Genomic DNA, 5,067 nt, shown 5'->3' on the forward strand with positions numbered 1-5,067 from the left:
GATGGTGGCAGTTTGCCTAACGGAACGGCAGCTTGACGCCCCCGGGACAGAGTTTCACTATTCTAAACAGGAACAAGACTCTCTTGTTCACCTGGGAGGTTGAGATGCTGCATGAGCTCTCGCGCCGCCAGTTCCTGAAAGCCGCAGGCGCGGGTCTGGGCGGTTCTGCCGTCGCCGCGCTGGGGTTCGGGGGTGCCGAGGAGGCACTTGCCCAGGCCGTGCGGCCCTTCAAGCTGGCGCGCACCACGGAAACGCGAAATACCTGTCCGTACTGCTCCGTCGCCTGCGGCGTGATCATGTACAGCCTCGGCGACAAGTCCAAGAACGCTCACCCTGCGATCATCCATATCGAGGGCGACCCGGACCACCCGACCAATCGCGGCACGCTGTGCCCGAAGGGCTCCGCCCTGCTCGACTTCGTCCACTCGGAAACCCGTACCAAGGTCCCGCAGTATCGCGGGCCGGGCCAGCGCGAGTTCAAGCAGATCAGCTGGGGCGAGGCGCTCGACCGCATCGCGCGGCTGATGAAGGACGATCGCGACAAGAACTTCGTCGCGACGAACCAGGACGGCACGACGGTCAACCGCTGGCTGACCACCGGCTTCCTGGCCGCCTCGGCCACCACCAACGAAACGGCCTTCCTGACCTACAAGGTCGTGAGAAGCCTCGGAGTTCTGGCGTTCGACAACCAGGCGCGTGTTTGACACGGACCGACGGTGGCCAGTCTGGCCCCAACATTCGGTCGCGGTGCGATGACCAACTCCTGGACGGACATCAAGAACACCGACCTCATCATCGTCATGGGCGGCAACGCTGCCGAAGCGCATCCGTGCGGCTTCAAATGGGTCACCGAGGCCAAGGCCCAGCGCGGCGCCAAGCTGATCGTCGTCGATCCGCGCTTTACGCGCACGGCGTCGGTCTCGGATTTCTACGCGCCGATCCGGCAGGGCACCGACATCGCCTTCCTGCTCGGGGTGATCCGCTACTGCATCGAGAACGACAAGATCCAGCACGACTATGTGCGCGCCTTCACCAACGCGCCCTATCTCGTGAAGGAAGGCTTCGACTATCAGGACGGTCTGTTCACCGGCTATGACGAGGCCAAGCGCGACTATGATCGCTCGAGCTGGGAATACGAGCTCGGGCCGGACGGCTATGTCCAGGTCGACGAGACGCTGCAGCACCCCCGGTCGGTCTACCAGCTCCTGAAGAAGCACGTGGCGGCCTATACGCCGGAGATGGTCGAGCGCATCTGCGGCACGCCGAAGGACAAGTACCTCGCGATCTGCAAGATGATCTCGGAGTGCTCGGCGCGCGACAAGACGATGACGTCGATGTACGCGCTCGGCTGGACGCAGCATTCCAAGGGCGCGCAGAACATCCGCACCATGGCGATGGTGCAGCTTCTGCTCGGCAATATCGGCGTGCGCGGCGGCGGCATGAATGCGTTGCGCGGGCATTCCAACATCCAGGGGCTCACCGATATCGGCCTGATGTCGGATCTGATCCCCGGCTATCTGGCGATCCCGAAGGATCGGGAGGTCGATTTCAAGACGTATATGTCGACCCGCGGCTTCAAGCCGCTACGGCCGAACCAGATGAGCTACTGGCAGAACTACGGGAAGTTCATGGTGAGCTTCCTGAAGTCGATGTGGGGGCAGGCCGCGACGGCCGAGAACGACTTCGCCTATCAGTGGCTACCGAAGCTCGACGTCTCCGGCTACGATCTCCTGCGCATCATGGACCTGATGCATCAGGGCAAGGTCAACGGCTATTTCTGCCAGGGCTTCAACCCGCTGCTTTCCGCGCCCAACCGCGGCAAGATCACGGCGTCGCTGTCGAAGCTGAAATTCCTGGTGGTGATGGACCCGCTGCAGACGGAGACATCGCGCTTCTGGAAGGACGAAGGCGTCCATAACGACGTGAAGCCCGAGTCGATCCAGACAGAGGTCTTCGAGCTGCCGACGACCTGCTTCGCCGAGGACGAGGGCTCGCTGGTGAACTCCGGCCGCTGGCTGCAATGGCATTGGCCGGGGCAGGAACCTCCGGGCGAGGCGAAGACCGACACCTGGATCATGGCGCAGCTGCATCTGCGCCTGCGCGAGCTCTACCGGAAGGAGGGCGGCGCCCTTCCCGACCCGGTCGTCAACCTGCATTGGCCCTATCGCGATCCGCAGGACCCGCAGCCTGACGAGATCAGCAAGGAGCTCAACGGCTACGTCGTCTCGACCGTGACCGACCCGGCCGACCCGAGCAAGGTGTTGCTCGAGAAGGGAAAGCAGGTCGACACCTTCGGCCAGCTGCGCGACGACGGCTCGACCGCCTGCGGCTGCTGGATCTATTCGGGCAGCTGGACCGAGCGGGGCAACATGATGGCCCGGCGCGACACCAACGACCCCGGCAATACCGGAGCGTACTCGAACTGGGCCTTCTCCTGGCCGGCCAACCGGCGCATTCTCTACAACCGCGCTTCGGCCGATCTCGACGGCAAGGCGTGGGACCCGAAACGCAAGCTGATCGAGTGGAACGGCACCGCCTGGACCGGCTACGACGTGCCGGACATCGCGGTGAATGCCAAGCCGCGCGATGTCGGCCCGTTCATCATGAACCCCGAGGGTTCGGCCCGCCTGTTCGCCCGCGGACTGATGCGGGACGGCCCCTTCCCGGCCCATTACGAGCCGTTCGAAAGCCCGGTCGCCAATGTTCTGGCGCCCAAGATCCGCGGCAACCCCGCCGCGCGCATCTTCAAGGACGACCTCGCCGCGCTCGGGACCTCCGACAAGTTCCCCTATGCGGCGACCTCCTACCGCCTGACCGAGCATTTCCACTTCTGGACGAAGCATGTCTGGGTCAATGCGGTGCTGCAGCCGGAGTTCTTCGTCGAGATCAGCGAGCAGCTGGCCGCGGAGAAGAACATCCAGAAGGGCGGCTGGGTGAAGGTCTCGTCCAATCGAGGCTCGGTCTATGCCAAGGCGGTCGTCACCAAGCGCATCAAGCCGCTGATTTGCGACGGCAAGACCGTCCACGTCGTCGGCATCCCGCTCCACTGGGGCTTCACCGGTGCGGCCAGGAAGGGCTTCGGCCCCAACAGCCTCACGCCGTTCGTCGGCGACGCCAACACCGATACGCCCGAGTTCAAGGCGTTCCTGGTGAATGTCGAGCCGTCCAACGGGCCGGCGGTCAGCTAGGGAGGGTCCGATGGCAGGATTGCAAAGTCAGGACTTCGCCCGCATCTCGGCGACCACGTTCAGGCCGCCGGATGTCCGCCACGACTTCGAAGTGGCGAAGCTCATCGACGTCTCCAAGTGCATCGGCTGCAAGGCGTGTCAGGCGGCGTGCCTCGAGTGGAACAACCTGCGCGAGGAGATCGGCATCAACCGGGGCGTCTACGACAACCCGCACGATCTGACGCCGAATAGCTGGACTCTGATGCGGTTCACCGAATGGGAGAACCCGGAGAGCGGCAACCTCGAATGGTTGATCCGCAAGGATGGCTGCATGCATTGCGGCGACCCGGGCTGCCTGAAGGCGTGTCCCTCCCCCGGCGCCATCGTCCAGTACAACAACGGCATCGTCGACTTCGTCTCGGAGAACTGCATCGGCTGCGGCTATTGCGTGAAAGGCTGCCCTTTCAACATCCCGCGCATCAGCCAGGCCGATCACAAGGCCTATAAATGCACGCTCTGCTCGGACCGGGTCTCGGTCGGCCAGGCGCCGGCCTGTGCCAAGGCCTGCCCGACCGGCGCGATCGTGTTCGGCACCAAGCAGGCGATGCTGGACTATGCGCAGACGCGGCTGACGGACCTCAAGTCGCGCGGTTTCAAGAACGCCGGCATCTACGATCCGCCCGGCGTCGGCGGCACGCATGTGATGTATGTGCTGCACCACGCGGACCAGCCGCAGCTCTACGCCAACCTGCCGCAGAACCCGCGGATCAGCCAAGTGGTCGAGCTCTGGAAGGGCCTGACCAAATATGCCGGCATGGCGGCGATCGGCTTTGCCGCCACCTTCGCCTTCGTCCACGGGATCGTGGCGCGACGCAACGATGTCAGCCGCGCGGAGGATCGCGAGGCCGAGCATCTGATCGACGAGGAGGCTGCCCGTGGCCGTCAGGCGTGAGGAGGAGCGCACGACCGTCGACCGCTATCCCGGCCGCGTGCGCGTCAATCACTGGATCACCGCGATCTCGCTGATCCTGCTCGCCATCAGCGGGGCGGCGCTGTTCCATCCCGCGCTGTTCTTCCTGTCGAGCCTGTTCGGGGGCGGCTCCAACACGCGCGCCATCCACCCCTGGATCGGGGTCGTGCTGCTGGCGAGCTTTGCAGTCCTGTTCATCCAGATGGTGCGCTACAATTTCTGGGCGAAGGTCGATACGCAGTGGATGCGCCATATCGGCGAGGTGATGTCGGGCCGAGAAGAAAACCTGCCCGAGATCGGAAAGTACAACGGCGCGCAGAAGATCGTCTTCTGGCTGATGACGCTCCTGATCATCGTCCTGTTCGTGACGGGCATCATGATCTGGTACGAATATTTCGGCGCGAGCTTCACCATAGAGCAGCAGCGCTTCGGCCATATCATTCATGCGCTGGCAGCCATCGCGATGCTGCTTGTCGTCATCGTCCATATCTATGCCGGCTTCTACGTGCGCGGTACGATCAGCGCGATGACGGAAGGCAAGGTCACGGGTGGCTGGGCGTTCCGACATCACCGGCTCTGGCTGCGGCAGGAAGCCCGCGAGGGCGTGATCGATGAACGCCAGGCCCCGCCACGCGGCCACAGCGCCGGGCCGGCCGAATAGAACCTTCGCGGGGCGGCTCGCGCCGCTCCGCCTCCCGTGACCCGTGCGGTTCGAGAGGACTGTGAATGAGTGAGGACCCGGGCTTCGCCGCCCTCGAAGACGTCGGCATCGCCGAACGCGACAAGCCGCCCTTCATCAGATTGCCGAATCCGGAGAGCCTGTTCGGCCTGCGCGCGATACGCTTCGCGGCGCTGGCGCCGGGACATCAGCTCGAAGCCTACCTCGTCTTCCTGTCCGAGCTGTCCAAAGTGCAGGACCGGCTGGCACGC

General features: G+C 64.2%; 4 protein-coding genes. All 4 read left to right on the forward strand.

The genetic code is table 11. The features are described 5' to 3' along the window. Positions 1–104: 104 nt before the first annotated feature. Positions 105–3,188: a formate dehydrogenase-N subunit alpha gene (fdnG, locus tag ACIPIA_RS10085; protein WP_400509085.1), complete on the forward strand. Its 3,084-nt coding sequence runs from the start codon at positions 105–107 to the stop codon at positions 3,186–3,188. A gap of 10 nt (positions 3,189–3,198) precedes the next feature. Then, complete coding sequence (fdxH, locus tag ACIPIA_RS10090; RefSeq protein ID WP_400509087.1) at positions 3,199–4,119, forward strand: formate dehydrogenase subunit beta; 921 nt, start codon at positions 3,199–3,201, stop codon at positions 4,117–4,119. Then, positions 4,103–4,798, forward strand: a complete 696-nt coding sequence (locus ACIPIA_RS10095; protein ID WP_400509089.1) for a formate dehydrogenase subunit gamma — start codon at positions 4,103–4,105, stop codon at positions 4,796–4,798. Before fdxH ends, ACIPIA_RS10095 begins: the two co-directional genes overlap by 17 nt. Before the next feature lie 65 nt (positions 4,799–4,863). After that, the coding region (gene fdhE, locus ACIPIA_RS10100; RefSeq protein WP_400509091.1) for a formate dehydrogenase accessory protein FdhE domain-containing protein at positions 4,864–5,067 on the forward strand (204 nt) is incomplete at its 3' end.

It is taken from the genome of Allobosea sp. CER48, from assembly GCF_044752385.1.
GTDB lineage: Bacteria > Pseudomonadota > Alphaproteobacteria > Rhizobiales > Beijerinckiaceae > Allobosea.

Bases quoted from the DNA above. Each gene is read 5' to 3' on its own strand.
- fdxH (WP_400509087.1), top strand. From the start codon at position 3,199: ATGGCAGGATTGCAAAGTCAGGACTTCGCCCGCATCTCGGCGACCACG.